The organism is Agrobacterium sp. O3.4 (genome assembly GCF_041414895.1).
Lineage (GTDB): Bacteria > Pseudomonadota > Alphaproteobacteria > Rhizobiales > Rhizobiaceae > Agrobacterium > Agrobacterium cucumeris.
In genome coordinates this window covers 215,714-242,271 of record NZ_JALPZP010000003.1, presented here as the reverse complement: position 1 = coordinate 242,271, position 26,558 = coordinate 215,714, and the positions used below count along the sequence as shown (strand labels likewise).

The 26,558-nt window shown below is 59.3% G+C and carries 20 protein-coding genes; 6 read left to right on the top strand and 14 right to left on the bottom strand.

What is annotated here, in order from left to right; translation table 11 throughout:
* Positions 1 to 92 precede the first annotated feature (92 nt).
* The 4 genes from M0412_RS18305 to tesB all read right to left on the bottom strand — a co-directional run bounded on the left by M0412_RS18305 (position 93) and on the right by tesB (position 5,810).
* Positions 93 to 2,768: a DNA translocase FtsK gene (locus M0412_RS18305; protein WP_161991383.1), complete on the bottom strand. Its 2,676-nt coding sequence runs from the start codon at positions 2,766 to 2,768 to the stop codon at positions 93 to 95.
* A 217-nt stretch (positions 2,769 to 2,985) separates the two neighbouring features.
* Positions 2,986 to 4,332, bottom strand: a complete 1,347-nt coding sequence (locus M0412_RS18300; protein WP_142842185.1) for an ammonium transporter — start codon at positions 4,330 to 4,332, stop codon at positions 2,986 to 2,988.
* 29 nt (positions 4,333 to 4,361) lie between these two features.
* Complete coding sequence (locus M0412_RS18295; RefSeq protein WP_019565993.1) at positions 4,362 to 4,712, bottom strand: P-II family nitrogen regulator; 351 nt, start codon at positions 4,710 to 4,712, stop codon at positions 4,362 to 4,364.
* A 213-nt stretch (positions 4,713 to 4,925) separates the two neighbouring features.
* Positions 4,926 to 5,810: an acyl-CoA thioesterase II gene (gene tesB, locus M0412_RS18290; protein WP_269700985.1), complete on the bottom strand. Its 885-nt coding sequence runs from the start codon at positions 5,808 to 5,810 to the stop codon at positions 4,926 to 4,928.
* Positions 5,811 to 5,866: 56 nt separating this feature from the next.
* Between tesB and M0412_RS18285 the strand changes: the two genes are divergently transcribed.
* The 4 genes from M0412_RS18285 (at position 5,867) to fdxA (ending at position 11,582) form a co-directional block, all read left to right on the top strand.
* Positions 5,867 to 7,111: a ubiquinone biosynthesis hydroxylase gene (locus M0412_RS18285; protein WP_142842379.1), complete on the top strand. Its 1,245-nt coding sequence runs from the start codon at positions 5,867 to 5,869 to the stop codon at positions 7,109 to 7,111.
* 457 nt (positions 7,112 to 7,568) lie between these two features.
* Positions 7,569 to 10,664, top strand: coding sequence for a helicase-related protein (locus tag M0412_RS18280; protein WP_142842187.1), 3,096 nt, complete (start codon positions 7,569 to 7,571; stop codon positions 10,662 to 10,664).
* Between the two features lie 4 nt (positions 10,665 to 10,668).
* Complete coding sequence (locus M0412_RS18275) at positions 10,669 to 11,085, top strand: RNA-binding S4 domain-containing protein (protein WP_142842188.1); 417 nt, start codon at positions 10,669 to 10,671, stop codon at positions 11,083 to 11,085.
* Positions 11,086 to 11,243: 158 nt separating this feature from the next.
* Positions 11,244 to 11,582: a ferredoxin FdxA gene (fdxA, locus tag M0412_RS18270; protein WP_142842189.1), complete on the top strand. Its 339-nt coding sequence runs from the start codon at positions 11,244 to 11,246 to the stop codon at positions 11,580 to 11,582.
* A gap of 87 nt (positions 11,583 to 11,669) precedes the next feature.
* On the opposite strand, the gene holA is transcribed toward fdxA, so the two are convergent.
* From holA to leuS, 3 genes are read right to left on the bottom strand one after another with little or no spacing between them, the layout of a single operon-like run.
* A complete protein-coding gene (gene holA / locus M0412_RS18265) occupies positions 11,670 to 12,707 on the bottom strand; it encodes a DNA polymerase III subunit delta (RefSeq protein WP_269700988.1) in 1,038 nt (345 codons plus the stop codon).
* An 11-nt stretch (positions 12,708 to 12,718) separates the two neighbouring features.
* Positions 12,719 to 13,264 (bottom strand): LPS assembly lipoprotein LptE, encoded by a 546-nt coding sequence (gene lptE / locus M0412_RS18260; protein WP_052818700.1) that lies wholly within the window; start codon positions 13,262 to 13,264, stop codon positions 12,719 to 12,721.
* Positions 13,257 to 15,887 (bottom strand): leucine--tRNA ligase, encoded by a 2,631-nt coding sequence (leuS, locus tag M0412_RS18255; RefSeq protein ID WP_269700991.1) that lies wholly within the window; start codon positions 15,885 to 15,887, stop codon positions 13,257 to 13,259. Before leuS ends, lptE begins: the two co-directional genes overlap by 8 nt.
* A 192-nt stretch (positions 15,888 to 16,079) precedes the next feature.
* Between leuS and M0412_RS18250 the strand changes: the two genes are divergently transcribed.
* A complete protein-coding gene (locus M0412_RS18250) occupies positions 16,080 to 16,739 on the top strand; it encodes a YggS family pyridoxal phosphate-dependent enzyme (RefSeq protein ID WP_269700993.1) in 660 nt (219 codons plus the stop codon).
* Positions 16,740 to 16,799: 60 nt separating this feature from the next.
* On the opposite strand, the gene M0412_RS18245 is transcribed toward M0412_RS18250, so the two are convergent.
* Entirely contained in the window at positions 16,800 to 17,501 is a 702-nt protein-coding gene (locus M0412_RS18245) for a DUF1013 domain-containing protein (RefSeq protein ID WP_046799628.1), read from the bottom strand.
* A 235-nt stretch (positions 17,502 to 17,736) separates the two neighbouring features.
* Here M0412_RS18245 and acs point away from each other — a divergent pair, with 235 nt between their 5' ends.
* Positions 17,737 to 19,692, top strand: a complete 1,956-nt coding sequence (gene acs, locus M0412_RS18240; RefSeq protein ID WP_269700996.1) for an acetate--CoA ligase — start codon at positions 17,737 to 17,739, stop codon at positions 19,690 to 19,692.
* 96 nt (positions 19,693 to 19,788) lie between these two features.
* On the opposite strand, the gene M0412_RS18235 is transcribed toward acs, so the two are convergent.
* The 6 genes from M0412_RS18235 to M0412_RS18210 all read right to left on the bottom strand — a co-directional run bounded on the left by M0412_RS18235 (position 19,789) and on the right by M0412_RS18210 (position 26,372).
* On the bottom strand, positions 19,789 to 20,796 hold the full coding sequence (locus M0412_RS18235; protein ID WP_269700999.1) for a TRAP transporter substrate-binding protein: 1,008 nt from the start codon (positions 20,794 to 20,796) through the stop codon (positions 19,789 to 19,791).
* A 30-nt stretch (positions 20,797 to 20,826) separates the two neighbouring features.
* Complete coding sequence (locus M0412_RS18230) at positions 20,827 to 22,104, bottom strand: TRAP transporter large permease (protein WP_269347228.1); 1,278 nt, start codon at positions 22,102 to 22,104, stop codon at positions 20,827 to 20,829.
* Positions 22,105 to 22,108: 4 nt separating this feature from the next.
* Positions 22,109 to 22,639 carry a TRAP transporter small permease gene (locus M0412_RS18225; RefSeq protein WP_269701002.1) on the bottom strand — a complete coding sequence of 177 codons (531 nt, stop codon included), beginning with the start codon at positions 22,637 to 22,639 and terminating at the stop codon, positions 22,109 to 22,111.
* Between the two features lie 83 nt (positions 22,640 to 22,722).
* Entirely contained in the window at positions 22,723 to 23,883 is a 1,161-nt protein-coding gene (locus M0412_RS18220; protein ID WP_269701004.1) for a fumarylacetoacetate hydrolase family protein, read from the bottom strand.
* Positions 23,884 to 24,092: 209 nt separating this feature from the next.
* Positions 24,093 to 24,809 (bottom strand): FadR/GntR family transcriptional regulator, encoded by a 717-nt coding sequence (locus tag M0412_RS18215; protein WP_142842197.1) that lies wholly within the window; start codon positions 24,807 to 24,809, stop codon positions 24,093 to 24,095.
* Between the two features lie 117 nt (positions 24,810 to 24,926).
* A complete protein-coding gene (locus tag M0412_RS18210) occupies positions 24,927 to 26,372 on the bottom strand; it encodes an FAD-binding oxidoreductase (protein WP_269701006.1) in 1,446 nt (481 codons plus the stop codon).
* Positions 26,373 to 26,558 lie beyond the last annotated feature (186 nt).

Here is a 26,558-nt window from a genome sequence, read left to right as displayed (position 1 = left end):
TCTTGGCGCCGCTTGGTTGCGCGAGGCGTCGGGCCTTTGCCTTGTGCATGTCGTTATCCCGAAACCGCTATGCCCTTTCGGGGGGCATGCCATTACCGCTCGATGATATCCGCTTCCGTGGGTACGAGGATTTCGCGTTTTCCGGCATGATTGGCGGGGCCGATGATGCCCTCCTGCTCCATGCGCTCGATCAGCGAGGCGGCGCGGTTATAGCCGATGCCGAGACGTCGCTGCACATAGGAGGTGGAGGCTTTTCCGTCCCTCAGCACGACGGCGACAGCCTGGTCATAGGGGTCTTCGGAATCGGAGAAGTTGCCAGTGCCGGCCGGGCCGCTGCCAGCGCCATCCTCGTCGTCTTCCTCGGTGATCGCCTCCAGATATTCCGGCGAGCCTTGTGTCTTCAGATAGGCGACGATTTCCTCCACCTCGTTGTCGGAAACGAAGGGGCCGTGCACGCGCTGGATGCGCCCGCCGCCCGCCATGTAGAGCATGTCGCCCATGCCGAGCAGCTGTTCGGCACCCTGCTCTCCAAGAATGGTGCGGCTATCGATCTTCGAGGTCACCTGGAAGGAGATACGGGTGGGGAAGTTGGCCTTGATGGTGCCGGTGATGACATCGACGGACGGACGCTGGGTGGCCATGATGACATGGATGCCGGCGGCGCGCGCCATCTGCGCCAGGCGCTGCACCGCGCCTTCGATGTCTTTGCCCGCTACCATCATCAGGTCGGCCATTTCGTCGATGATGACGACGATATAGGGCAGGGGCTTCAGATCGAACTCTTCCGTCTCGTACATCGCTTCGCCGGTCTGGCGATCGAAGCCGGTCTGCACGGTGCGGGTGAGGATTTCGCCCTTGTCGAGTGCCTGCTGCACGCGGCTGTTAAAACCGTCGATATTGCGCACGCCGATCTTCGACATCTTCTTGTAGCGTTCCTCCATCTCGCGCACCGTCCATTTCAGGGCCACGACGGCCTTTTTGGGATCCGTGACAACGGGGGAAAGCAGATGCGGAATGCCGTCATAGATGGAGAGTTCGAGCATTTTTGGGTCGATCATGATCAGGCGGCACTGTTCTGGAGACATGCGGTAAAGCAGCGACAGGATCATGGTGTTGATGGCGACCGACTTGCCCGAACCGGTGGTGCCGGCGACGAGAAGATGCGGCATCTTGGCGAGATCGGCGATGACGGGCTCGCCACCGATCGTCTTGCCGAGCGCCATTGCGAGCTTGGCCTTGCTGTTTTCGAAATCGCGGCTGCCAATCAGTTCGCGCAGGAACACGGTTTCGCGCGTCTGGTTCGGCAGTTCGATGCCGATGGCGTTGCGGCCGGGCACAACCGCGACACGGGCGGCAATCGCGCTCATGGAGCGGGCAATGTCATCTGCAAGGCCGATGACACGCGAGGATTTGATGCCGGGTGCCGGCTCCAGTTCATAGAGCGTGACGACAGGGCCGGGGCGGACATGGATGATTTCGCCCTTGACGCCGAAATCCTCAAGGACCCCTTCCAGCAGGCGGGCATTCTGCTCAAGTACTTCTTCGCTCAGCATATTGTCGCGCACGACGTTCTTCGGTTCCGCCAGAAGATGAACGGTGGGCAACTGGAAGCCGTCTGCGGCGATAAACGAGGACTGCGCTTCCCTTGCCACGCGTTCGCTGGGTTTGGGCCGTGCCGAGGCAGCGGTTATTCTGGGCTGCCCGCGTCCCGGTGCCTGTCTGGGCGTGAATTTCTGATCGGCCTCGTCGGTACTGTCGTCGCCCGAGAGGATGCCGCTCGGCAGACGGCGTCCATCCGCATCGAAAGACGCTTCGTCATCCATGTCGCCATCGTGATCGAGCGCGATGGAGGGAGGCGACATCTGCCGGCGTGATGCGGCACGTTCCTCGAAAGATGGTTCGGAGCGCTGGTCAAGGCGGTTGATTGCGGTCTTCAGGCGTGAGGGTTCGTTCAGCGTGCCGAATTCATATTCGTTGAAATCGTAGGGATGTTCGAATTCATCGTGCAGGGACTTCGACTTCAGGCCGAACAGGCGGCGTAAGCGTGCCTGCGTGGTGTACCAGTAATGTGTGAGCGCGCCGAAGGCGAGAATGTTGGCGAAGAAGCCTTCACCGTCGTCTTCGTCATCCTCTTCAATCTCACGCGCGGCGCGAGCCTTGCTCGCAACCGGCGCCGGTTCTTCCCGCTCGAGTTCATCTTCCAGGCCGCCGACAACGCCTGCGGCAAACAGCATCAGCCAGGCGGCGGGCGCTGCGAATATGACGCCCAGCACGGTGGCAATGGTGCCGGTTGGGTAAGCGCCGATGAAAAGGGCGGGAAAGCGGAGAATCATGTCGCCGATGACGCCGCCGATGCCGTTTGGCAGCGGCCAGGTGACGGGGGCGGGAAAACAGCCAAGCGAGGCGGCGCAGACGATGGTGCCTGCGACCCAGGCGACGAGGCGGGCGGGTAGCCGGCTGAATTTGCGGCCGGCGATCAGGGTGATTGCCCAGGCGATGACCGGAAGAAGGGAAATGATTGCGGAAAGCCCGAGGAACTGCATGACGATATCGGCGAAGATGGCGCCGCCGTAACCCAGGAGATTGGTGGGCTGGTTCCCCGTGGCATAGGACAGGCTTGGATCGGCGACATTCCATGTGGCGAGAGCGGCAATGCCCAGCGCGATCGTCGCAAGCAGGGCAAAACCGGCCAGAGCCATGATCTGACGCACGAAAAACGCCGTCAGCACGAAGCGCGTGTGGCGACCATCGAATGTCGGAGATTGCATTCTGCCCATGTCCCTGAACCCGTCGTTTTTGTGGTTTCGGCAAGATCCGGCAGTTGACCTGATCCCGGATTGACAGGGAAAACTAACTGCTTGCTGGTTAATGCCGTGTTAACCATGCGGATTTTTGCCGTCTTCGGCGGATTTGCGGCAAAGAAAAAGGCCCGTCGAAACGGGCCTTTCTTTTGGGAAAGGGGATGGAGAACCCCTTTTCCAGATATCAGGAGTGGTAAGCGGCTTCGCCGTGGGTTGCGAGGTCGAGACCTTCGCGTTCTGCTTCCACCGGAACTCTGAGGCCGACGATCACGTCAACGATCTTGTAGAGGATCGCCGAGACGATGGCGCACCAGACGATGGTGATGGCGACGGCGACGAACTGCGTCCAGACCTGCGAGGCAATGGAGAAGTCCGCCTTGCCGGTGCCGCCGAGCAGCGGCGAGGTAAAGATGCCGGTGCCGAGGGCGCCGATGATGCCGCCGATGCCGTGCACGCCGAAGACGTCGGCCGTGTCGTCATAACCGAACTTGTTCTTCACCACGGAGACGAAGAAGTAGCAGATCGGCGAGACGATGAGGCCGAGAACGATGGCACCCATCGGGCCGACAGAGCCGGCAGCAGGCGTGACGGCGACGAGGCCGGCGATCATGCCCGAAGCGGCGCCCAGCATGGAGGCCTTGCCGCGGGTGAAGCTTTCAACCAGCGACCAGGAAACGATGGCGGCAGCCGTTGCGAGGAAGGTGTTCATGGTTGCGAGAACCGCACCGCCGGATGCTTCGAGGTTGGAGCCGGCGTTGAAGCCGAACCAGCCGAACCACAGCATGGCTGCGCCGACCAGCGTCAGGGTCATGGAGTGGGGTGCCATCATGTCCTTGCCGAAGCCGGTGCGCTTGCCGACCATGATCGCGCCGATCAGACCTGCAATACCGGCATTGATGTGAACGACCGTGCCACCGGCGAAGTCGAGAGCGCCCATGCCGAAGATCAGGCCATTTGCGTCCCAGACCATGTGTGCAATCGGGAAGTAGACGAAGGTGGCCCACAGGATGGTGAAGAGGATGACGGCGGAGAACTTGACGCGTTCAGCAAACGCACCAACGATCAGCGCCGGTGTGATGGCCGCAAAGGTCATCTGGAAGGCGATGAAGGTATATTCGTAGATCACCACGCCTTCAGAGAAGGTTGCCGAGGTGCTGTCAAGCGAAACGCCCGACAGGAACAGCTTGCCGAAGCCGCCGAAATAGGGACCGGTGCTGCCGCCGAAGGCGAAGGAGTAACCGTAGATCACCCAGACGAGCATCATGACTGCGGCAACGACCGTGCACTGCATGAGAACGGAGAGCATGTTCTTGGTGCGGACAAGGCCGCCGTAAAACAGCGCCAGACCGGGAATGATCATGAACAGCACGAGGATCGTCGCGACATACATGAAGGCTGTGTCGGCTTTTTCCGGAATGGGTGCCGCTGCTGCTGCCGGCGCGGCATCCTGGGCAAAGGCGATGGCCGGGGCCATCAGGGCTGCCATACCGGCGCCCAGCTTGCCGAGTGTTGAAAACTTGTTGAATTGCATAGCGAGAAAACTCCCCTGTCAGCCGTGCTTCAAAGCGCTTCTGTGTTGGTTTCGCCGGTACGGATGCGCACGGCCTGTTCGATAGAGTAGACGAAGATCTTGCCGTCACCGATCTGCCCGGTCTTTGCCGCGGATGCGATCGCCTCGACAGCCTTGTCGACGACGTCGGATGCGACGGCGATCTCGATCTTCAGCTTGGGAAGGAAGCTCACCGCATATTCCGTGCCGCGATAAATCTCGGTATGCCCCTTCTGGCGTCCGTAACCCTTCACTTCGGTCACGGTCAGGCCCTGGATGCCGACGCCGGTGAGCGCTTCGCGCACCTCATCCAGCTTGAACGGCTTGATAATGGCCATCACAATTTTCATCTGGTTTCCCATCCTTTGTTTGTCCTCGGCACGGAGCCGACTCTCCTTGCCGCTGGCAGATCAGTAACAGCGACTGCGGACATACATTCAAAGGGCGTGCCAGTTTTGGATGGGGCATCTAACTTATTGAAATATAAAATTTATATGACATGCGTCTGAAAAACGGGCACGAAGACGCGCAATTTTCGTCTATTAAATGTGCGGTTTTTGAAAAAAGCACATTATTTAATCAGTTGCCCTTTTGCGGATCAGACCTTCCTGTGCCACGGATGCGACCAGTTCACCCTGTCTGGTGAAAATATTGCCACGGGTCAGGCCGCGGGCGCCTGAGGCGCTGGGGCTGTCCTGCGTATAGAGCAGCCAGTCGTCCAGCCGGCAGGGACGATGGAACCACATGGCATGATCGAGGCTCGCCACCTGAATGGATGGGTCGAAGATCGTCGTGCCATGGGCATAAAGCGAGGTGTCTAGCAGGGTCATGTCCGAGAGATAGGCGAGAATGGCCGATTGCAGGTGCGGATTGTCAGGCACGTCGCCAACGGCGCGGACCCAGATGTCCTGCTGCGGTTCCAGTTTTTCCTTCGAGATATAATGGGTCAGTGAAACCGGTCGTATCTCGATCGGCCGCTTGTTGCTCCAGTAGTTCCGGATCGAAGCCGGCGCCTTGGCCAGAAAGGCTGCCTGCATCTGCTCTTCACTCATCAGTTTTTCGGGCGGCGTCACATCAGGCATTTTTATCTGATGGGTAAAACCGTCCTCGAAGATCTGAAACGACGCCGACATGGAAAAAATCGCCTTGCCATGCTGGATGGCGACCACGCGGCGGGTGCAGAAGCTTGCGCCGTCGCGGATACGCTCCACCTGGTAGACGATAGGCACCAGCGGATCGCCGGGGCGCATGAAATAGGAGTGCAGCGAATGCACCTGGCGGTTATCATCCACCGTTCTTTGTGCCGCAATCAGGGCCTGAGCGATGACCTGGCCGCCGAAAACCCGCTGCCAGCCGATTTGCGGGCTTTCGCCGCGAAACAGGTTCTCTTCCAGCTTCTCGAGATCGAGCGTGGCGATGAGATTGACCATCGGGTCTGACGTTTGCGAGGGATGCGACATTTTTTCGACCTGCTCCGGCTGTAGGAAGATGTCACATGGTCTATAGTGCGGCTATGATGCGTGCACAAGATTTGAGGAGAAGCGCGATGCTGGACGTGGTGGTGGCAGGCGGCGGATATGTCGGCCTTTCGGTTGCTGTCGCAATCAAGCAGGCGGCCGGGCACCTCAATGTGCAGGTGATTGAGGCTGCTCCTGATGATGTGTGGAAGAAAGATGTGCGCGCCTCCGCCATTATTGCGGCGGCCACGCGCATGCTCGACGTCTTCGGCATATGGAGCGAAATCGAGCCTGAAGCGCAGCCCATCAACAGGATGATCGTCACCGATTCGAAGACTGCCGATCCGGTTCGCCCGGTGTTTCTGACCTTCGATGGAGCGGTGGAAGAGGGCAGGCCGTTTGCCCATATGGTTCCGAATGTTGCGATGGTCGGGGCGCTGAGGGGCCTGTGCGACCGCCTCGGCATCGAAATCCGCCACGGGCTCAGCGTTTCCGGCTTTACCGCGGGTGCGCAATCGACGGCAATCAGCCTTTCCGACGGCTCATCTGTCGACGCACGATTGTTGATTGCCTGCGACGGGGTTCGCTCAGCGCTGAGAGATATGGCCGGCATCAAGACCGTGCAATGGGATTATGACCAGGCCGGTATCGTCACCACTGTCGAACATGAGCGGCCACATGAGGGCTGCGCGGAAGAGCATTTCCTGCCGTCAGGACCTTTCGCCATCCTGCCGCTCAAGGGAAACCGGTCGTCGCTTGTCTGGACCGAACGCAAGGCTGATGCCGACAGGCTGGTGGCCTCCGATGATCTGGTGTTTGAGGAGGAACTCGAGCGCCGGTTCGGCCATAAGCTCGGATCTATCCGCCCCGTCGGGCCCCGCCGGGCCTTTCCCCTCGGCCTGACGCTGGCGCGCTCCTTCGTTGCCCCTCGTTTTGCGCTTGCCGGCGATGCGGCGCATGGCATTCACCCGATCTCGGGGCAGGGTCTCAATCTCGGCTTCAAGGACGTCGCGGCTCTCGCCGAAACCGTGGTTGAGGCCGATCGTCTTGGTCTCGATATAGGCTCTCTCAATGTTCTGGAGCGTTATCAGTCCTGGCGGCGTTTCGATACGCTGCGAATGGGCGTGACGACGGATGTGCTTAACCGGCTTTTCTCCAATGATGTCGGTCCCATCCGCATCATGCGCGATTTCGGTCTTGGCGTGGTCGATCGTTTGCCGGGTCTGAAATCCTATTTCATCGGTCAGGCAGCCGGCACGACGGATGCAAATGCGCCGCGCCTGCTTAGCGGCCAGACGCTCTGATCCAGCACCTTTCGCAGGTTCCAGATCGGCTTTTCCGCGATTGCCGCTTGACAGTCGATTCCGGTATTTTCTGTCTGAAGGTTTTGCCATAAAGCTGAATCCGGCCAAGGACTTATCCGGATTCATAATCTTGTATGGGCCGTGCTTTCACCAACCAGATGTTGCGGAGAACAAAAGCTGAATCACCGTGAGTCAGCGATTCGTATTCGATTCGTTCGCAGACTGTTCTTTGCCACGCCTGATTCCGTTTTCGCCGGATTCTTTTTTCTTGATTAACCGGCTGAATCTGCATGGAAAATTGCGGGAATGAGGCATCTTGCATCAGTTTGCAATCAAGGCCTATTGCCTTTGCCGACGGGCGTTGCCATGTGTGGTGCGCGTGTCCACGTCCATGATGGCGCAGGGCACGGCAAGCAGATGAAGTCGATTCGCGGATAGTACGTTGAATTTTCGCCCCATGATCCTGAGCGGCCGCGGTGTCACGGCCGTTCTCGGCCCCACCAATACCGGCAAGACCCACTACGCGATCGAGCGGATGGTCGCGCATGGCAGCGGTGTCATTGGCCTGCCGCTGCGTCTTCTGGCGCGCGAGGTTTATACCCGCCTGGTGGAGAAGGTGGGTGCGCCGAACGTGGCGCTGATTACCGGCGAAGAAAAAATATCTCCTCCCAAAGCCAAATATTCCGTCTGCACCGTGGAAGCCATGCCGCGCGAGACGACCGCCGCCTTTGTCGCGATCGACGAAGTTCAGCTCGCCGGCGATCTGGAGCGCGGCCATATCTTCACCGACCGCGTGCTGCATCTGCGCGGGCGGGAGGAAACACTGCTTCTGGGTGCCGGCACGATGCGCCCGATCCTTGAAAAGCTGCTGCCGGGAATTACGGTGGTCGAGCGGCCACGCCTGTCGCAGCTCTTTTATGCAGGGCAGAAAAAGATTACCCGCCTGCCGCAACGCACGGCAATCGTCGCGTTTTCGGCAGAAGAAGTTTATGCCATCGCCGAGCTGGTGCGCCGCCAGCGCGGCGGCGCGGCCGTGGTGATGGGCGCTCTCTCACCGCGTACGCGTAACGCCCAGGTCGGGCTCTACCAGTCCGGCGATGTTGAATATCTGGTGGCGACCGACGCCATCGGCATGGGTCTCAACCTCGATGTCGATCATGTCGCCTTTGCGCAGGACCGTAAATTCGACGGTTATCAGTTCCGCAATCTCAATCCCGGCGAAATCGGCCAGATCGCCGGCCGCGCCGGCCGCCATCTCCGCGATGGCACCTTCGGCGTAACGGGGCGCGTCGATCCGTTCGACGACGAGCTGGTGGAGCGGATCGAAACCCATCAATTCGATGCGGTGAAAGTGCTGCAATGGCGGACGAAAAATTTCGATTTTTCCTCCATCGCCAATCTGCGCCTGAGCCTTGATGCCGCTCCGACAATCCAGGGACTTTCCCGAGCCTTACCCGCCATCGACCAGCAGGCGCTGGAATATCTGTCGCGTTACCCCGAAATCATCGACGTGACGACGAGCGATGCGCGGGTGGAAAAACTCTGGGAGGCCTGCGCGCTTCCCGACTATCGCCGTATCGCGCCAGCCCAGCATGCCGACCTGATCTCGACGCTTTATTTCGACCTCGTGAAACGTGGTGCGGTGAACGAAGATTTCATGGCTGAGCAGGTGCGCCGCGCCGACCGCACGGATGGAGAGATCGATACATTGTCTGCGAGGATTGCGCAGATCAGAACATGGACTTATGTATCGAACCGCCCAGGATGGCTTGCCGATCCGACACACTGGCAAGAAAAGACGCGGGAAATCGAGGATCGATTGTCCGATGCGCTACATGAAAGGTTGACGAAACGCTTTGTTGATCGCAGGACATCTGTGCTCATGAGGCGCCTGAGAGAGAATGCGATGCTTGAAGCTGAAATCAGTGTAAATGGTGATGTCTTCGTAGAAGGACATCACGTCGGCCAATTGGCCGGATTCCGGTTCACGCCGGTGTCGGGAATGGAAGGGCCGGATCAGAAGGCCGTGCAAGGTGCGGCCCAGAAGGCGCTCGCTCTCGAATACGAGGCGCGTGCAGCGCGTCTGCATGCCAGTGGAAACGGCGATCTCGCTTTGAGCTCCGATGGTCTGGTTCGCTGGTTGGGCGAACCGGTGGCCCGCCTTTCGGCAGGTGATAACATCATGAAGCCGCGGGTGATCCTGCTGGCCGACGAACAGTTGAGCGGCAATGCCCGTGACCATGCGCTGGCGCGCGTCGAACGTTTCGTCAATCATCAGATTGCGACCGTGCTGAAGCCACTGGATGACATTTCGCGCGCCGAAGACCTTCAGGGTCTGGCGAAGGGTCTGGCGTTCCAGCTGGTCGAAAATCTTGGCGTTCTGTTCCGCCGTGACGTCACCGAAGACGTGAAGTCGCTGGATCAGGATGCACGTGCCTCCATGCGCCGCTACGGCGTGCGTTTCGGTGCCTATCACGTCTTCCTGCCTGCACTGCTGAAGCCGGCTCCGGCCGAGCTTGTCACGCTGCTCTGGGCGCTGAAGAATGACGGCCTCGGCAAGCCGGGTTATGGCGATCTCATTCCGGTTCTGGCCGCCGGCCGCACCTCGGTGGTGACCGATCCCGCTTTCGAGCGGATGTTCTACAAGCTTGCCGGTTTCCGTTTCCTTGGAAAGCGCGCCGTTCGTATCGACATTCTCGAGCGCCTGGCCGATCTCATCCGTCCGCTGTTGCAGTGGAAGCCCGGCCAGCAGCCGCGTCCGGAAGGCGCTTATGACGGCCGCCGTTTCACGACGACGACCGCGATGCTTTCCATTCTCGGCGCAACGCTTGACGACATGGAAGAGATCCTCAAGGGTCTTGGTTACCGCGCCGATCAGGTGACGGCGGAAGAGGCGCAGGCCTTCCTCGCCAATCAGGCCGGGGCTGCTGCTCCGGCCATTGCCGATCAGGTGACGGCAGACGAGGAAAGCGCTGAAACCGAGCAGGACGAGCCGGCTTCCGAAGAGCAGGCATCCGAGACGGTGGCTGTTGCGGAAGTCGAAGCCGCTGAAGAAGCGCCGGTTGCGGAAGCTGTCAGCGAGGAGGCTGCTGCTGGCGAAGCCGTACCCGCTGAAAGCGCTGAGGCAACCGAGCCGAAGCCCGTTCTTCTGTGGCGTCCTGGTGGCCGCAATGAAAACCAGCGCGGCGACAACCGTCGTCCCGGCAATCGCGGTCATGGTCGTGAACAGGGAGCGCGCGAGCAGGGTGAGCGTCGTGGCGAAGGCCGTCGTGACAATCGTGACGGTGCAAATCGTGACGGGGCAAATCGCGAAGCTACCAATCGCGGCGGTGAGGGCGAGCGCAAGCGTGATGGCGGACGCCCTGATCGCGGCAATCGCAATGATCGTCAGGATCGTGGCGAGCGCAAGGACAGGCCTGATCGTAACGACCGCGGCGGAAAGCCGCAGGGTCAGCAGCGGTTCGAAGCCAAGCCACCCCGCAAGGAGAAGCCGATCGATCCGGATTCGCCTTTCGCAAAGCTCGCTGCTCTCAAGGAGCAGCTGAAGAAGTAAGCCCATGGGGAGCAACGAACAGCCACTGGAGAGCGCGCGTCAGCGTCTGGACAAGTGGCTGTTCTTTGCCCGCATGGCCAAATCCCGTTCGCTTGCCCAGGGCTACGTCCAGTCGGGTCACGTCAAAGTCAACGGTGTCACTATTCGCCAACCCAGCCATACGGTAAAGGCGGGTGACAGGCTCGATATCGGTTTCGAGCGCATGGACAGGGTGCTGGTCGTAAAGTCCGGAGGGGCACGGCGCGGACCCTACGAAGAAGCAAAACTTCTCTATGACGATCTGACGCCGCCCCGCGACCCATCCGACCGGTTTAGTCCGCTGGAGCAGGCGATGCGTGAACCGGGCAGCGGTCGTCCGACAAAAAAAGAGCGCCGGGCGCTCGACAGGTTTCTGTCTGATAGTGACGGAAGCAAAGATTAGAATAAACCTCCCGGCCGGACCCGTTTTTCAGAATTGTTTATCCTTGCTATCTGAAGTCAAAGGCATTACGTCCTTTGCGAAATTGCCCTGTCTGAATTCCGGGCGTCGGCTTGTGTTCCGAAGCCCAAAGACCCGGTCTGCATATTCTGGAGTTCATCATGACATATGTCGTGACCGACAATTGCATCCGCTGCAAATACACCGATTGCGTTGAAGTCTGCCCCGTGGACTGCTTTTACGAGGGTGAAAATTTTCTCGCCATCAATCCTGACGAATGTATCGATTGCGGTGTGTGCGAACCGGAATGTCCCGCCGAGGCGATCAAGCCCGATACAGAGCCGGGTCTCGACAAATGGCTGACGCTCAATGCCGAATATGCGGCGATCTGGCCGAACATCACCATCAAGCGTGACCCGATGCCGGAAGCCAAGGAAATGGACGGCGTAGCAGGTAAGCTGGAGCTTTATTTCTCCGCCGAACCTGGACAGGGCGACTGATTTTTCAACGATACGGCGTCTTCTGCGCCGTTATTTTTAAAGCCCTCGCAGCCCAGGCGCGAGGGCTTTTTGCTGCAGTTCAGCGGGTCATCCGCCGCGGCCCGATTGCAGGGTGGTCGACAGCAGCGTCAAAAGAGCCACGCTGTCTTCCAGGCTTTGCCGCTGGCGGCTTTGCAGTATGGCGGCCTGCAGACGGTTCATTTCGCGGGCGATCGCCGCTGGCTGCCATGTCCGCAACGCCCTTTCGATGATCGGCTTTCGGCGAAAATGGATGTGGCGTCCTAGTGTCTGCATCACCTGCCCGGCCTGCTGCTTTTTCTCGTCCATCTCCGCCCGCATCTGGTCGAGCAGCTGGAATTGCTTGAGGCACCCCTGAAGCACGAGGAAGATCGGCGTCTTAGATGCAACGATCTTCTGGGTGGCGTGGAAAAAGGCGTTTCTGTCGCCTTTCAGGATGGCATCAACGGCATCGTCAGCGGAAACCGTGCTGGCGTCGCCGATGATCGCCAGCACATCTTCTTCTTCAATCACTTCTGCGCCACGGCAATAAAGCGCCAGCTTGCGGATTTCGTTGCGCGACGCGATGCGGTCGCCGCCGAGGGATTCGATCAGCCTTTGCCGTGCGGCGGGCGCGATGCGCAGATTGTCGCTGGAAAGCTCCTGATCGATCAATGCGTTCAACGATCGCGCATCGTCCGCATAACAGGGGATCGCGGCGATTGAGCGTGCGGGTTCCGCGATCTTGCGCAGCCCCGTGCCCTTCTTGATATCGCCAGCCTCTATGATCAGGAAGCTCGCCTCAGGCGGTGTCTCGGCCAGAAACTGGAGCGCGTCCACCAGTGCTTTTTCGGCCGCCGCACCCTTTACCCAAACGAGTTTCTCACCACCGAAAAGGCCGATGGCGTTCACCTCATCGAGAAGGCGACCGGGATCGCCCTGCAGATCGGATGCGGTCAACTTCAGTGACGCGAAGGCGTCATCGGGATCGATGCCGGTCTTTTTGGCGATGAGGCTTGCCCGCTCCGACACAAGGCCGCGATCCGGACCATAGAGCACGAAAACGCGAAAGCGCTCCGCCGGATTTTCGGCGAAGCGCTCAAACTCATGCGATTTTATCTCCGCCACGGCCGCGCTTCTCAGCGGCCGAGGGTGGCGGCGATATCGGTGCGGATGATTTCAGCCAGTTCCCGGGCCGCACGGTTTTCGGCGTCGCGGGTTGCCCTGATCTTGGCGAATTCCTGCTGCGGCAGGTCCACCTGTGCCGTCACGCTGCGGCGTGCGGAGCGCAGGATCTGGCCGTCGGAAATACGCGTCAGGACATATTGACCGCTCATCACCACGCGGCCGGGATAAGGGCCGTCATAGTTGTTGTTGGTGCGGGTCGTCAGGTCGTAATTCTCGACCTCCGTGGAGGTGGCGCTCGAGCTTACGGAAATCTTGACATTATACTGCGCCGTGGCCGGTTCACCCGCACCGCCGGCCATCAGGAAGATCAGCTGGTTGCGGACTTCCTGTCCAACCCTGCCACCAACCTCGGAGACACTGACGGCTGCCAGCCTCTCCTTGGTTCCGGAGGCCTCGCCATAAAGCGGGCGCACCTGGCAGCCCGCCAGAAGACCAGCCATCATCACGACGGAAATTGCTGCCGCGACGCGGCTCCATCTCGAAAAAACGTCAGACAACAATGTTCACAATCCTCTGCGGAACCACGATGACTTTCTTGGGCTCGCCACCGGCAAGAATAGATTTGACGGCATCCAGAGCAAGGGCAGCCGCACGGACCGCATCTTGATCCGCATCGCGCGCGATTGTCAATTCACCGCGCTTCTTGCCGTTGACCTGCACCGGCATGACCACGTCGTTTTCCTCGACCAGCGAGGCAACGAAGACCGGCCATGGCGTCTGGGCCACGAGACCCTCATTGCCCAGCGCCGACCAGCATTCTTCCGCCAGATGCGGTGTCATGGGGGCGATGATACGAATGAGGATTTCAACGGCGTCACGCGCCGCTGCCTTGGCGTCTTCAGACTTGCCGCCTGCTGCGACGTCCGCGAGCGGTCCAGCCAGGGCATTGACGAGCTCGTAGATGCGGGCGATCGCCTTGTTGAAGGCGAGCTTGTCCAGATCATCCTGAACGGCCTTCAGCGTCTTGTGGGCGGCCTTGGAGGCTGCCAACCCTTCGCCCTCGGTCGCCGGCTTCGGCTTGACGTTCTTCAGCTCCCCGGCAACTTCACCGATGATGCGCCAGACGCGCTGGACGAAGCGGTTTGCACCCTCCACCCCGGCTTCGGACCAGATGACGTCGCGATCCGGCGGAGAGTCCGACAGAACGAAGAAGCGTGCGGTATCCGCCCCATAGGATGCGATGATATCGTCCGGGTCGACCACGTTCTTCTTGGACTTCGACATCTTCTCGATGGAGCCGATCTTTACTTCCGCACCGGAAGACAGAAGGAATGCCCGGCGTGCGCCGTCCGCCTCTTCGATGCGCAGGTCCGCGGGGGCTATCCATTCGCGGCTCATGCCTTCGCCGTGGCTATAGGTCTCGTGAACCACCATGCCCTGCGTGAACAGGCCCTTGAAGGGCTCCTTGACGCCGACATGGCCGGTCTCGCGCATGGCGCGGGTGAAGAAGCGCGAATAGAGCAGGTGCAGGATGGCATGCTCGATGCCGCCAATATATTGATCAACCGGCAGCCAGTGATTGGCAACTTTCGGGTCGGTCGGCTGGTCTTCCCACGGCGCTGTAAAGCGGGTGTAATACCAGCTGGAATCGACGAAGGTGTCCATCGTGTCGGTTTCGCGCCGCGCATCATGGCCGCATTGCGGGCAGGAAACATGACGCCATGTGGGGTGGCGATCCAGAGGGTTGCCGGGCACGTCGAAAGTGACATCGTCGGGCAGCTTGACCGGCAGGTCCTTTTTCGGAACCGGAACCACGCCGCAGACTTCGCAGTGAATGACCGGGATCGGGCAACCCCAGTAACGCTGGCGGGAAATGCCCCAGTCGCGCAGGCGGAAATTGACCTTGCGTTCGGCCTGCGGTGCATTCCCCAGCATCTCGGCGGACAGCTTCTGCACGACGGCTTCGAAGGCGTCGGCCGTCTTCATGCCGTTCAGGAAGCCGGAATTGATCATCACGCCATCATCGGTGAAGGCGGTGTCTTCAACAGTAAAGCTTGCGGCGTCGGGACCTTCGGGTGCGACGACGGCCACGACCGGCAGGCCGTATTTGCGGGCGAAGTCCAGATCGCGCTGGTCACCCGAAGGGCAGCCGAAGATTGCGCCGGTGCCGTAATCCATCAAGACGAAATTGGCGACATAGACGGGCAGTTCCCAGCTGGGATCCAGCGGGTGGACGACCTTGACGCCGGTATCGATGCCCTTCTTTTCAGCGGTTTCAAGTGCTGCCAGAGAGGTACCATGGCGGCGGCATTTGTCGCAGAACGCGGCAATATCAGGGTTGTTCGCCGACAGTTCCTTTGCCAGCGGATGGTCGGCGGCGATCGCCAGGAAGGAGGCGCCGAACAGGGTGTCGGGACGCGTTGTATAAACGGTGATGTCGGAAAAACCTTCCGGCGCCGTCTCAGTGACGGTCTGCCAGCGCAGCGACAGGCCTTCGGAACGGCCGATCCAGTTCTTCTGCATCAGGCGCACTTTTTCCGGCCACTGGTCCAGTTCATCCAGTTCGTCCAGCAGGTCCTGGCTGAAATCGGTGATGCGGAAGAACCATTGCGTTAGTTCGCGCTGTTCGACCAGTGCGCCGGAGCGCCAGCCGCGGCCGTCGATCACCTGCTCATTGGCCAGAACCGTGTGGTCGACCGGGTCCCAGTTGACCTTGGACTGCTTGCGGTAAACCAGGCCCTTTTCCATGAAATCGACAAACAGCGCCTGCTGACGATGGTAATATTCCACATCGCAGGTTGCGAATTCACGGGTCCAGTCCAGTGACAGTCCCATGGATTTCAGCTGGCCGCGCATGGTGGCGATGTTCTGGTAGGTCCAGTCCTTGGGGTGGACCTTGTTCTGCATGGCTGCGTTTTCCGCAGGCATGCCGAAGGCATCCCAGCCCATCGGGTGCAGAACGTTGAAGCCACGCGCGCGCTTGTAACGCGCAACCACATCACCCATCGCGTAGTTGCGGACATGGCCCATATGGATGCGTCCCGAGGGATAGGGAAACATCTCCAGAACGTAATATTTCTCGCGCGGATCGCTGTTATCGGTGACGAAAACCTTGTCTTCGTTCCATTTTTGCTGCCAGCGCGGCTCGGCGTCGCGAGGATTGTAACGTTCGATGGCCATTGTCTAAAATTCCGGGTATCGAGGGGAAAAATTTGCGCTGACCTTCACCATGAAACGACCGGGGCGTCAAGTTTGGCGGGGCATTCGGGCGTTCAATCTTGGTCAGCGTGCCTCAAATGGTGCTAAAGGTGCTTGGCATCAAGGTAATCGGCGTCTAGTTAGCGGTTCGAACGGTTTAAAAAAGGTCTTGTGATGGAAATCGAAGCACGTCTTGAAGATGTCAGGCAGCGCATTGCGGATGTTGCGGAAAAATCCGGTCGCAAGGCGACGGATGTTGCCCTGGTTGCTGTCTCGAAGACATTCGACGCAGAAGCGATCCAGCCCATCATCGATGCCGGCCAGCGCGCGTTTGGCGAAAACCGCGTGCAGGAAGCACAGGGCAAGTGGCCTGCCCTCAAGGAGAAGACATCCGATATCGAGCTGCATCTGATCGGACCGCTGCAATCCAACAAGGCGGCGGATGCGGTGGCGCTGTTTGACGTCGTGCAGAGTATCGACCGGGAAAAGATCGCCCGCGCGCTTGCCGAAGAATGTGCCAGACAGGACCGCAGCCTGCGATTTTATGTGCAGGTCAACACCGGCCTCGAGCCGCAGAAGGCCGGCATCGACCCGCGTGAAACCGTTGCCTTCGTAGCTTTTTGCCGCGACGAGTTGAAATTGCCGGTCGAGGGATTGATGTGCATTCCGCCGGCAGAAGAAAATCCCGGGCCGCATTTTGCGCTTCTGGCCAAGCTTGCCGGGCAATGCGGCCTTGAGAAGCTTTCCATGGGCATGTCCGGCGATTTTGAAACCGCCGTCGAGTTCGGCGCCACCAGCGTTCGGGTGGGCTCGGCGATCTTCGGCAGCCGGTAAAATCCTTAAAAACAAAAACCCGGCACTGCGGCCGGGTTTCAAATGTCGGAAAGACTTCGATCAGTATTGATCGTCCTCGTCTTCGTCCTTCGGTGCAGACTTCAGCGAGGAGAGCTTCTTGAACACGGCGTCGGCGTCGATCTGCTCTTCTTCCTCACGCTGGAAGTTGTAATCCAGACCTTCCGTTGCCGTTGCCGGCTGCAGTGTGTTGCCAAGCTCTTCGGCTGTTGGCAGCGGACGACCGCGCGAAGCGCGTTCGACTTCAAGATCAAGATCGATCTGGCTGCAAAGGCCGAGCGTTACCGGATCCATCGGCGTCAGGTTGGCCGAGTTCCAATGGGTGCGGTCGCGAATCTGCTCAATGGTGGATTTGGTGGTGCCGACGAGGCGCGAAATCTGCGCGTCCTTCAGTTCCGGATGGTTACGAACCAGCCAGAGAATGGCGTTCGGACGGTCCTGGCGCTTGGAAACCGGCGTATAACGCGGACCACGGCGCTTGGATTCCGGCACGCGCACCTTCGGCTCGGAAAGCTTGAGCTTGTGGTTGGGGTTGCCTTCGGCGCGGGCAATCTCGTCGCGGGAAAGCTGTCCCGTCGCGATTGGATCGAGACCCTTGATGCCCTGTGCGGCTTCACCGTCGGCAATCGCCTTGACTTCCAGCGGATGCAATTTGCAGAACGTGGCTATCTGGTCGAACGACAGCGCGGTGTTGTCAACCAGCCATACAGCAGTTGCCTTTGGCATGAGCAATTGTTGAGCCATAGATACAGTCCTTCTGTCCGTCCGCGCCGGTGTCGCGGGCGTGGTATCAACCACTGAATTTCCGGGATATGACGGCTCTATAGCGGCATTGCATCAGAATTGCAATTCTTTGTGAAACAAATGACCTTTGTCTAATTGCCGTGTGCATTTGAACTGCTATGAATTCAACACATGCCTGAGGTGGGAGTCTCAAGGCGCGCTCATAACAGGACATACTTGGTTTCAGGAGGAGTTTATGTCTGCCAAAATCTACCCGGTGCTCAAATCGGCGAAAGCCCGCACGCTCATCGACAATGAGCGGTACCAGAAATGGTATCAGGAGAGCGTCGAGGATCCGGAAAAATTCTGGGACAAGCACGGCCGGCGGATCGACTGGTTCAAGCCCTATACCAAGGTCAAGAATACCTCCTTCAAGGGACGTGTACCGATCAAGTGGTTCGAGGATGGCCTGACGAACGTCTCCTACAACTGTATCGACAGGCATCTGAAGACGCATGGCGAGCGCACGGCGATCATCTGGGAAGGCGACAATCCCTATATCGACAAGAAGATCACCTATAACCAGCTCTATGATTATGTCTGCCGTCTGGCCAATGTGCTGAAGAAGCACGGCGTCAAGAAGGGTGACCGCGTCACCATCTACATGCCGATGATCCCCGAGGCGGCCTATGCCATGCTCGCCTGCGCCCGCATCGGTGCCGTGCATTCCGTCGTTTTTGGCGGCTTCTCGCCGGAAGCGCTGGCCGGCCGTATCGTCGATTGCGAATCAACCTTCGTCATCACCTGCGATGAAGGCGTGCGCGGCGGCAAGCCGATCCCGCTCAAGGAAAACACCGACAAGGCGATCGATATTGCCGCCAAGCAATATGTCATCGTCAACAAGGTTCTTGTCGTGCGCCGCACCGGCGGCAAGACCGGATGGGCGCCGGGCCGCGATATCTGGTACCATCAGGAAATCGCCACGGTGAAACCGGATTGCCCGCCGGCGAAGATGCGGGCGGAGGATCCGCTGTTCATCCTCTACACATCGGGTTCCACCGGCAAGCCGAAGGGCGTTCTGCACACGACGGGTGGTTACCTCGTCTATACGTCGATGACGCATGAATATGTGTTCGACTACAAGGATGGCGAGGTCTTCTGGTGTACGGCCGATGTCGGCTGGGTTACCGGCCATTCCTACATCGTCTACGGGCCGCTTGCGAATTGTGCGACGACGCTGATGTTCGAAGGCGTTCCCAACTTCCCGGATCAGGGTCGTTTCTGGGAAGTCATCGACAAACACAAGGTCAATATCTTCTATACCGCACCAACGGCGCTCCGGTCGCTGATGGGGGCGGGCGACCAGTTCGTCACGCGTTCGTCGCGCGACAGCCTGCGGCTGCTTGGAACGGTCGGCGAGCCGATCAATCCGGAAGCATGGGAGTGGTATTACCATGTGGTCGGCGAGGACAAGAGCCCGATCGTCGACACCTGGTGGCAGACGGAAACGGGTGGGATTCTGATATCGCCGTTGCCGGGGGCGACCGATCTGAAACCGGGTTCGGCGACGCGGCCATTCTTCGGCGTGCAGCCGCAGCTTGTCGATGCTGAAGGCAATGTGCTGGAAGGGCCGGCCGACGGCAATCTCTGCATCACCGACAGCTGGCCAGGCCAGTCGCGGTCGGTTTATGGCGATCACCAGCGCTTTGTCGATACGTACTTCTCGACCTACAAGGGCAAGTATTTCACCGGCGATGGCTGCCGGCGTGACGAGGACGGTTATTACTGGATCACCGGTCGTGTCGATGACGTGCTGAATGTCTCCGGCCACCGCCTCGGTACCGCCGAAGTCGAATCCGCGCTGGTGTCGCATCATCTCGTTTCGGAAGCGGCCGTGGTCGGTTATCCGCATCCCATCAAGGGACAGGGCATTTATTGCTACGTCACGCTGATGGCGGGGCAGAATGGCGATTATGCGCTGCGCGAAGAGCTGGTGAAGCATGTGCGCAACGAGATAGGGCCGGTTGCAACGCCGGACAAGATCCAGTTCGCGCCGGGCCTGCCCAAGACCCGCTCCGGCAAGATCATGCGCCGTATTCTGCGCAAGATCGCCGAGGACGATTTTGGTGCGCTGGGGGATACATCGACGCTTGCCGATCCGGCGGTGGTGGAAGACCTCATCGCCAACCGCCAGAACCGCACGGCGTCCTGATTTTCTGGAAAGGCTGCTTCGGCGGCCTTTTTCTTTTTGCAAACGAAAACACCCGGAAGCGAACTTCCGGGTGTTTCTTATTCAATACAGACAGGCTTACTGGCCGCGGATTTTCTTCAGGTCGGCCAGAACGGCGTCAACAACGTCCGCACCGATTTCAGCCTTGTGCTTTTCGTAAACGACCATCGACTTCTCGCGGATACGCGCCTGCTCTTCCGGAGACAGCGAGTTGACCTCGAGACCGGCAGCCTTGATCTTTTCCAGCGACTTCTGGTTCAGTTCGCGGATGACCTTGCGCTCTTCGTCGCGGCCGATAACTGCGCATTCACGCAGGGCCGTCTGTTCTTCGGGCGTGTAGCTGTCGAAGATCGGCTTGGAGAAGAGGAAGAGGAACGGCGTGTAAGCGTGGTTCGTCTCGGTGATGTACTTCTGCACCTCGTAGAACTTGGAGGTGTCGATCGTCACATAGGGGTTTTCCTGCGCGTCGATCGCGTTGGTTTCAAGCGCCGAGAAGACTTCGCCGAAAGCCATCGGCGTCGCGTTGGCGCCGAGGTTCTGGAAGGTGTCGAGGAAGATGTTGTTCTGCATCACGCGGACCTTGAGGCCCGAGAAATCTTCCCACTTGTTCACGGCATGCTTGGAGTTCGACAGGTTGCGGAAGCCGTTTTCCCAGTAGGCCAGGTTTACGAGGCCCTGTTCTTCCAGCTTCTTGTTCATCATGTCGCCGAAAGCGCCGTCCATGACCGCGTCAGCTTCCTTGTCGTTCGCAAAGAGGAACGGCAGGTCGAAGACGCCGAGCGACGGGATGAGACCGACGAGCGGCGACGAGGACGTCACGACGGCTTCCTGAACGCCGGAGCGCAGGGCTTGTGTTGCCTGAAGGTCACCGCCGAGAGCGCCGCCCCAGAATGCCGTCAGCTTCAGCTTGCCGCCCGACTTGTCGTCGAGGCAGGCCTGCATTGCCTTGATGCCGTTGCCGACCGGGTGATCCTGGTTGATGCCGTTCGAAACACGGATGTTACGGCTGTTGAATTCGGCCATTGCCGGAGCAGCGGCGCCTACGGCGAAAGCGATGGCCGTGGTGGTCAGAAGAAGCTTTCTCATAATATCCTCCCTTGGATTGTGTTCGAGAAATTAACGAAGGTACTGCAACGGAACCATGACGATGTCGGGGAAAATCACCAGCAGCGCCAGGACGATGGTTTCGGCAACGAGGAACGGCCAGACGCCGATCGTGACCTTGCCGAGCGGGATGCGGCCGACGCCGCTGACGACGTTGAGAACCACGCCGACCGGAGGGGTAATCAGGCCGATGGCGTTGTTGATGATGAAGAGAACACCGAAATAGACCGGGTCGATGCCCGCCTGCTTGATGATGGGCATCAGAACAGGCGTGAGGATCAGGATGGTCGGCGTCAGGTCGAGCGCGGTGCCGACGATGAAGACTAGTACCATGATGACGACCATCAGCAGCATCGGACGATCGATCAGCGGCTCGATATAGCTTGCGACTTCGTTCGGAATGTTCGCTGCCGTGATGAGCCATGCGGAGACGAGCGCTGCGCAGACGAGGAACATGATGATCGAGGTGCTCTTGGCGGCGCGCAGAAGCACGTGGAAGAGATCCGCCGGCTTCAGTTCGCGGTAGATCACCATGCCGACGAAAAGCGCGTAAGCGGCGGCCACGACGGCGGCTTCCGTCGGCGTCATGATGCCGGCCTTGATGCCGCCCAGAATGATGACGGGCATGCCCAGCGCCCAGCCAGCACGCGCGGTGGCGACGAGACGTTCCTTGGCGGTGGTTTTCGGCAGCGGCTTGATGTTGTCCTTGCGCACCACGATCAGCCAGGCGACGATCAGCGAAATGCCCATCAGAATGCCGGGAACGATACCTGCAAGGAACAGCTGGGTGATCGAGACGTTGGCGGCGACACCGAAAACGATGAAGGCCATGGACGGCGGAATGACCGGGGCGATGATGCCGCCTGCGGCGATGAGGCCACCGGAGCGCGGAATATTGTATCCGGCCTTCGCCATCATCGGGATGAGGATTGCGGCAAGAGCTGCGGTATCAGCTGCTGCCGAACCGGAGATGCTGGCCATGATGATGGCTGCGACGATGGCAACGATGCCGAGGCCGCCCCTGATATGGCCGACGCAGGCAATGGCGAAATCAATGATGCGGCGCGACAGGCCGCCGGAATTCATCAGTTCGCCAGCCAGAATGAAGAAGGGAATGGCGAGCAGCGTGAAGGTGTCGGCGCCCGAAATCATGTTCTGGGCGATGATCGCGGTGTTGAACATGCCCATGTACCACATGAGCACGACGCCGCAGAACATCAGCGAGAAAGCGACGGGAACGCCAATCGCCATGGCTCCCAGAAGAGAGCCGATAAAAACGAGAAGGGTCATGGTATCAGCGCTCCGAAAGCTGTTCGATCGTCAGGTTCTCGCCCGCAAACTGGGCGATTTCGTCTTCTGTGACGCGGCCCGTCAAAAGACGGTACAGGCGTTCCAGTGCGATGATGAACATCAGGCCGCCGGTGAACATGCCGATGCCATAGACCCAGATCATCGACAGCTTGGTAACCGGTGCGTGCATGCTGGCATTGATGCCGGACTGCTTCCAGGTTCCCCAGAAGAAGATGGCGGAACAGGCCAGAATGATGATGTTCGACGCGATCATGCAGACGATGCGGGCACGGCGGGAGAGGAACATCACGAGCGTTTCGATGCCCATGTGGCTGTTCTCACGAAATGTCAGCACCGCGCCGATGAAGGTCAGCCAGACGAAGAAATAACGCGACATTTCTTCCGAGACGTTGATGCCGGAATTCATCGTGTAACGCATGACGACGTTGACGAAGACCATGATCGACATGCCGGCGAGCAGCAGGACGAGAATGATTTCGAGAATCCGGTAAAAGAGATTGATGGTCTTTGGCATTTTCCCCTCCCGAAGAAACATCTGGAGCATTTTCGGCGAAGGATCGCCGTCAATGCGCCACCTATTGGTTTTCGCTAAATTGCTTAGAGCAACCCGCGTTTCGCCAGGTTGCGCATCAGGGCCACGGTGCCGAATGTCCATTCAGGGCATTCATCAGTCGTCGTGACCCAGTTGATCAACTTGCCGAGCTTGGGCGTGGAGATTTCGACACGGTCGCCCTTGGCATGGGTGAAGCCGAGACCCGGGCCATGGCGGTCTTTGACCGGCGCGAACATCGTGCCAAGGAAAAAGACGGCGCCATCTGGATATTGATGGTTGCGATTCAAGAGCTGGGACGCGAGGTTTTCCGGCGTGCGGCTGATTGCCTGCATCGCGCTGACGCCCGTCATGGTGAAACCGTCTTCGCCTTCGACCAGAAGCGAGATCTGCGACTGCTTCACGTCTTCAATTGTGAAGTTGCCGTCGAACAGGCGGATGAAAGGCCCGATCGCGCAGGAAGCGTTGTTGTCCTTCGCCTTGCTGAGGAGCAGGGCGGAGCGGCCTTCGAAATCGCGCAGGTTGACGTCGTTGCCGAGGGTTGCGCCGACAATGCGGCCGTCGGAGGCGATGGCGAGCACCACTTCCGGCTCCGGGTTGTTCCATTGCGATTTCGGGTGAACGCCGATCAGTGCGCCGCAGCCGACCGAAGCCATGGCCTGCGCCTTGGAGAATATTTCCGCATCCGGGCCGATACCCACTTCCAGATATTGCGACCAGAGGCCCATTTCCTGAAGCAGTTTCTTGACTTCCGCGGCCTTTTCGGAGCCGGCCTCAAGTCCCCGCAGATTGTCGCCGAGAACCGGCGCCAGCCGTCCGCGGATTTCCTGTGCGCGAAGCGGGTCGCCCTTGGCCTGCTCTTCGATCACGCGTTCCAGCATGCTATCGGCGAAGGTGACGCCGGCGGCCTTGACGGCCTGAATGTCGTTGGGCGCAAGAAGTTCGCCGGCGGAGCCGTCCAGAAAGGCTTCGAACGCGCCGAGCGCCACGAACGTACCGGTGTCGGCAAGCCGCTCCACCAGATCCGTCTTTTCCAGAAGTTCCGACATGGTAGGGGAGATGGAGGTGAGGTCATAAAGCACGCCGCCCTTGAGCAGGACGGGGCAGGGGCCGCCTTCGCTTTTCGACCAGACGCGGCCGACGAGCAAAGCGTTTTCATAATCCTCAGGCAAAATTGCGGTAGCGTCGATGGACCTTGCGCCGGTCATATATGTCCTCCCCTTTCAGCCTTCCGACAGGCCGCCTCCTGCGGTCTTATTGTCTGGATGTCTGACAACCTAATCTTATTCTTCTTAGTATGACTTTTCCAACGAGTCTAGCGGTCTCGCCGACAAAATTATCGTCTTTTGTTGCTGGATATCCGCAAAGCCTGGAAACCTGTCCTATAGCTTTACGGTTCACGCATTTATTCTTCTCTTCAGAAGATATCCAGTTCGAGATTGACCCGGCTTGCAGCGCCGATCAGGTGCTTGCGCATCGCGTTTTTGGCGGCGGTCGCATCGGCCTTCTCGACGGCTTCATAGATTGCCACATGTTCGGCGATGGTCACCTCGAGAATCTCACCAAAAACCGCGCGGGAGAAAGCGATGTTGATGGCCGAGCTGATGCGTTCCGCGATGAAACCGAGGAACATCAGGAAATATTCGTTCTGAGTTGCCTCCGCCAGAATGCGGTGAAAATCGAGATCGGCGGCAACACCTTCCGTCGACCAGTCGTCAGCGGTCTTCATCTTTTCCAGCGCCGCGGCCAGCCGCGCCAGCTGCTGCGGGCTGCGGTGCAATGCTGCGAGCCCCGCCGCCTCGATTTCGAGCGGCATGCGAAGCTGGAAGAGATCGCGGAAGTTCTCCGGGTCGTTGAGACGGGAGCGCTCAATGCGGATGGACAGCCTCTGCCGGGGATCGGTGACGAATGCACCCACGCCCTGGCGGGTTTCGACGAAACCTTCATTGCGCAACTGCGCGATCGCTTCGCGAATGACCGAGCGGCTGACGCCGAAGGTTTTCGCCAGAACATGTTCCGTTGGCAGCCTGTCTCCCGGCCCGAGTTTCGAATCATTGATCTCGCGTGCGATCTCTGCGGCAATCCGGCCGGGCAGATGGTCGTTGCGATGTATCTGATTGAACTCCAGCGTCATGATTGCTCCCGTTCCGCAGAAACGACTGATTCATTTTACCCGCTGCAGGCGACTTCCTCCTTCACCGTCAGCGGGTTTTAAAGGGCGGTGTATTCACCCGCCCTTGCCATTCTTCGATTAGCTATCCGGTTGCAGGCTTATCTGGCAACCGGGATTCATCCGTAAATCGGGGTCGAAGGCATTTTTCAAACCCATGATCATCCGGCGCTGCACATCCGATAGCCGGCTTTCGAAATCGGAGCGTTTCAGGCGGCCGATGCCGTGTTCGGCGCTGATGCTGCCGACGTAACGGTCGAGGACCTCGTTAACGAGTGTCTTGGACTTGTAGATGAACGCCTCACGCTCCTCCGGTGTCGCACCATTGGGCGGCAGGACGTTGAGATGGACGTTGCCGTCGCCGACATGGCCATAGGAAACAGCAAGGCATTCCGGCAGTTTTTCCGCAAGTTCGGCTTCCGCCTCGGCCACGAAAGCCGAAAGTTTCGAAAGCGGCACCGAAATGTCGGTACGCATATGGCTGCCGCGCAGCGCCTGACCCTCGTTCATGCCCTCACGGAAAAGCCACAGCGACTGCGCCTGCGCCCGCGAGGAGGCGATGACGCCGTCCAGTACCAGACCGTCTTCCATGACGCCCTCAAGGAAGCGGCCCATCAGATCGGCGGTATCCACCAGACCGGAGCCGGAAATTTCCATCAGCACATAGGCCGGGTAATCGCCGGTGATCGGCATCTTGAGGTCGGGGATTGCCTCGATCGCCAGCGTGAAGGCCACCGGCGGCATGAATTCGAAGGCGGACATCAGGTCGCAGCATTCGCGGCGGGCGCGACGGTAAAGCTTGATGGCATCGTCAAGCGAATTGAGGCCGAGCAGCGCCGTCTCGACATGTTCAGGATTGGGGTAAAGCTTGACGGCAACGGCGGTGATGATGCCGAGCGTTCCTTCCGCACCGATGAAAAGCTGCTTCAGGTCAATGCCGCGATTGTCCTTGCGCAGCGTCGACAGGCCGTTCCAGATGGTGCCATCCGGCAGGACGACTTCGAGACCCAGAACCAGCTCGCGGGTCATGCCGTAACGCAGGACATTGATGCCGCCGGCATTGGTGGAGACGTTGCCGCCGATGCGGCAGCTGCCCTGCGCGCCGAGCGATAGCGGGAAGAACATGCCCTTGTCCTCAACCGCATCCTTGAATTCCGAGAGAATGCAGCCGGCTTCCACGATGGCCGAAAAATCGTCGCTGTCTATGGCGCGGATTGCGTTCAGACGCTCAAGGCTCAGCACGACCTGATGTTTCGGGGCATCGGGAATGCCGCCAAGCACCAGCCCTGTGTTGCCGCCCTGGGGGATGATGGCGAGGCCGAGTTCGGCGCAGGCGCGCACCGTGTCGGACACTTCCTGTGTAGAACGAGGGCGGATGACAGCCACGGCCGAACTGGTGACATCCCCGTGCCAGTCGCGGCAATAGCGCAGCATGTCTTCCTGCGATGTCAGCAGCAGGGCTTCGCCAAGCCTGTTCTTCAGCGAGAACCGCAATTCCTCGATATCGTGTTCACTCACGATCGTCATTCCACCCTCTCCGTCCAATCCGCCCTAAAATATGAAGGCAAGGGTTTGTGGCCTTGCTTTTGCCGGCGCCCCTGCTTTTGTTAGTTTGTGAAAAAATACTATTTTCAATCGGATCATATAAGGTTATCAGACAACCTTACAAGCTAATTTATCGGTCCATCGGCCGATGATGTTTTTTCGGTCTCG

Coding starts and splice junctions, on each gene's coding strand:
- leuS (WP_269700991.1), bottom strand. CDS start 15,887: ATGGCCATCGAACGTTACAATCCTCGCGACGCCGAGCCGCGCTGGCAG.
- M0412_RS18230 (WP_269347228.1), bottom strand. CDS start 22,104: ATGACCCTTCTCGTTTTTATCGGCTCTCTTCTGGGAGCCATGGCGATT.
- M0412_RS18215 (WP_142842197.1), bottom strand. CDS start 24,809: ATGACGCTGGAGTTCAATCAGATACATCGCAACGACCATCTGCCCGGC.
- M0412_RS18285 (WP_142842379.1), top strand. CDS start 5,867: ATGCGTGCACAAGATTTGAGGAGAAGCGCGATGCTGGACGTGGTGGTG.
- M0412_RS18280 (WP_142842187.1), top strand. CDS start 7,569: ATGATCCTGAGCGGCCGCGGTGTCACGGCCGTTCTCGGCCCCACCAAT.
- M0412_RS18275 (WP_142842188.1), top strand. CDS start 10,669: ATGGGGAGCAACGAACAGCCACTGGAGAGCGCGCGTCAGCGTCTGGAC.
- M0412_RS18235 (WP_269700999.1), bottom strand. CDS start 20,796: ATGAGAAAGCTTCTTCTGACCACCACGGCCATCGCTTTCGCCGTAGGC.
- fdxA (WP_142842189.1), top strand. CDS start 11,244: ATGACATATGTCGTGACCGACAATTGCATCCGCTGCAAATACACCGAT.
- M0412_RS18225 (WP_269701002.1), bottom strand. CDS start 22,639: ATGCCAAAGACCATCAATCTCTTTTACCGGATTCTCGAAATCATTCTC.
- M0412_RS18220 (WP_269701004.1), bottom strand. CDS start 23,883: ATGACCGGCGCAAGGTCCATCGACGCTACCGCAATTTTGCCTGAGGAT.
- tesB (WP_269700985.1), bottom strand. CDS start 5,810: ATGTCGCATCCCTCGCAAACGTCAGACCCGATGGTCAATCTCATCGCC.
- M0412_RS18245 (WP_046799628.1), bottom strand. CDS start 17,501: ATGGCTCAACAATTGCTCATGCCAAAGGCAACTGCTGTATGGCTGGTT.
- M0412_RS18295 (WP_019565993.1), bottom strand. CDS start 4,712: ATGGGAAACCAGATGAAAATTGTGATGGCCATTATCAAGCCGTTCAAG.
- M0412_RS18300 (WP_142842185.1), bottom strand. CDS start 4,332: ATGCAATTCAACAAGTTTTCAACACTCGGCAAGCTGGGCGCCGGTATG.
- M0412_RS18250 (WP_269700993.1), top strand. CDS start 16,080: ATGGAAATCGAAGCACGTCTTGAAGATGTCAGGCAGCGCATTGCGGAT.
- acs (WP_269700996.1), top strand. CDS start 17,737: ATGTCTGCCAAAATCTACCCGGTGCTCAAATCGGCGAAAGCCCGCACG.
- M0412_RS18305 (WP_161991383.1), bottom strand. CDS start 2,768: ATGCAATCTCCGACATTCGATGGTCGCCACACGCGCTTCGTGCTGACG.
- M0412_RS18210 (WP_269701006.1), bottom strand. CDS start 26,372: ATGACGATCGTGAGTGAACACGATATCGAGGAATTGCGGTTCTCGCTG.